Origin of the sequence: Protofrankia symbiont of Coriaria ruscifolia, from assembly GCF_900634745.1 — a bacterium.
Taxonomy (GTDB): Bacteria; Actinomycetota; Actinomycetes; order Frankiales; family Frankiaceae; genus Protofrankia; species Protofrankia californiensis.
Genome location: NZ_CAAAFR010000013.1, coordinates 1 through 1652, shown reverse-complemented (window position 1 = coordinate 1652; position 1652 = coordinate 1). Strand labels below are relative to the sequence as shown.

The 1652-nt window shown below is 70.5% G+C and carries 4 protein-coding genes; all 4 read right to left on the bottom strand.

Features of this window, described 5'->3' with window-relative positions; translation table 11 throughout:
• Positions 1-277 (bottom strand): recombinase family protein (locus CV1CTNOD_RS26085; RefSeq protein ID WP_242606261.1); only part of this gene is annotated, 277 nt, incomplete at its 3' end.
• Between the two features lie 48 nt (positions 278-325).
• Complete coding sequence (locus CV1CTNOD_RS01095) at positions 326-598, bottom strand: hypothetical protein (RefSeq protein WP_131784346.1); 273 nt, start codon at positions 596-598, stop codon at positions 326-328.
• Positions 599-681: 83 nt separating this feature from the next.
• Positions 682-849: a hypothetical protein gene (locus tag CV1CTNOD_RS24290; RefSeq protein ID WP_165485253.1), complete on the bottom strand. Its 168-nt coding sequence runs from the start codon at positions 847-849 to the stop codon at positions 682-684.
• A gap of 142 nt (positions 850-991) precedes the next feature.
• Positions 992-1652: recombinase family protein (locus tag CV1CTNOD_RS01090; protein WP_131784345.1), on the bottom strand; the 661-nt coding region annotated here is incomplete at its 5' end.

Sequence of the window (1652 nt, the reverse complement as noted above, 5' to 3'; positions counted from 1 at the left end):
TCAGTCCGTGGCGGGCCGCGGACAGGGCGCGTTGCAGGTCGTCGCGTTCGGTGGTGGCGCCGGAGGCGTCGTCGGAGAACCGGAGGGCGATGGCCCAGCCGGGTTGGGAGTCGATGTAGGAACGGAGTCGTTCTTCTTGGGCTTCGATGGAGTAGGGCTGGTGCTCGTCGTCGGTGGAGCGCCGTAGGTAGATCCCGACCCGGACGGTGTCGAGTGGGTCGGCGGCGGGCTGGGGGGTGCGGTTCGCGGTCTTGCGACGCGAGGTCGCACGGGCCATGGCGCGTTTCCTTTTCTCTCGGTACTGGTCGTGTGCGGCGTCCGGGCTTTATGCGTGGCGCCGGTGGCGCTGGAAAGCGCGACGCCACATCGACGGGAGGGGAAATCGGGCGCGGGCCGGCTCGCTGCTGTCGTCGTCGAGCAGGAGGTAGGCCGGGTGATGGGCCGCGGGGTAGGCCAGGGTCTGGGCGTACTGGTCGTCGAGGGACTGCTGGCCGCCGTCGGTGGCGATCCGAGCGTAGAAAACGACCCGCGGGCCGGCGGGTTCGGTGATCGCCGCCGTCTTTGTGATGGCTCGTCGGGCTGAAAACGGGCAGGGCATACCGGGGGTTCCTTTCTCGATGATGGGCGGGCGGCCCATCCGATGTGGACGGGCCGCCCGCCCGGTAGAAAGGTGCGGGGTCGTCAGGCCGCCTTTTTCGGCGCGATGTTCGGTGCGCCTTTCCTTTCCCACTGTAGGACAAGTTCAGCCAGAACGGACACTGCGGTGTCGTATTCTTCGGGGGTCATCCAGACGGTTTCGATGTGTTCGATGGTGATGTCCCTGACCGCGTCCTGACGTCCGGTCGACACAGGTGATGTTTCGCCGCCGCGATCGGCGGGTGCGGTGTCGTCCCGGTCATGGGGCCGCCGGCGGGTCACCGCGACGTCTCCGGCCCGGCGGAAACGTTTCTCGTCCAGGTGCGGTTTCGGTCGTGAAACGGCCGCGGTGGGGTCATGTGATCGGCCCCTGCCCGCCGTCGGTGTTTCCCGGGTCTGTCGGCGGGTCGACGAATTCCCACGGTGGTAGCTGCGCGCTGAAAATCCCGGCGCCGGGGGGCGCGAGGAGTTGGGCGTGGTGGAACGTGCGCCCGTCGATGATCGGCTGGTGGGCGCCGAGGCAGATGATCCATTCATCGGGTGGGACGGGCTGGCCGGCGTGGGTGCGGCCCCAGACGGTGGCGCCGGTGTAGACGGGGTTGGACAGTACGCGGGCGACCGCGGCCGGGGCCCAGGGCCGAGGCAGGCCGCTGGTGGGGTCGACGGGGAGGAGGGTGGGGTCGGGGATGCCGTGCAGCCGGGTCGTGATCGCCCGTGGGGTGAGCCGGTCGTCGATCCGCCAGTGGTAGATCGCCGAGACGACGGACGCGGGCCCGAAATCGATGACGAGCCGGACCCGGCGGCGTCCGCCGCCGGGGGCCGGAACGTGCAGCGGTAGGTAGCCGTAGGGAATGGGTCCGAGGTGGTAGCCGCCGCGGACGAGAGCGATCTGCGCCAGCCTGGCGCGTTCGGTGGTCTGAGCGTGGTGGGCGGCGAGCAGCCGCGCCTCGCGCGCCGCGCGGCGGTGGACCAGCCGCGACCACCAGCCTGGCGGGCTGGCCGGCTCGGTGGGGGCG

Coding starts and splice junctions, on each gene's coding strand:
- CV1CTNOD_RS01095 (WP_131784346.1), bottom strand. CDS start 598: ATGCCCTGCCCGTTTTCAGCCCGACGAGCCATCACAAAGACGGCGGCG.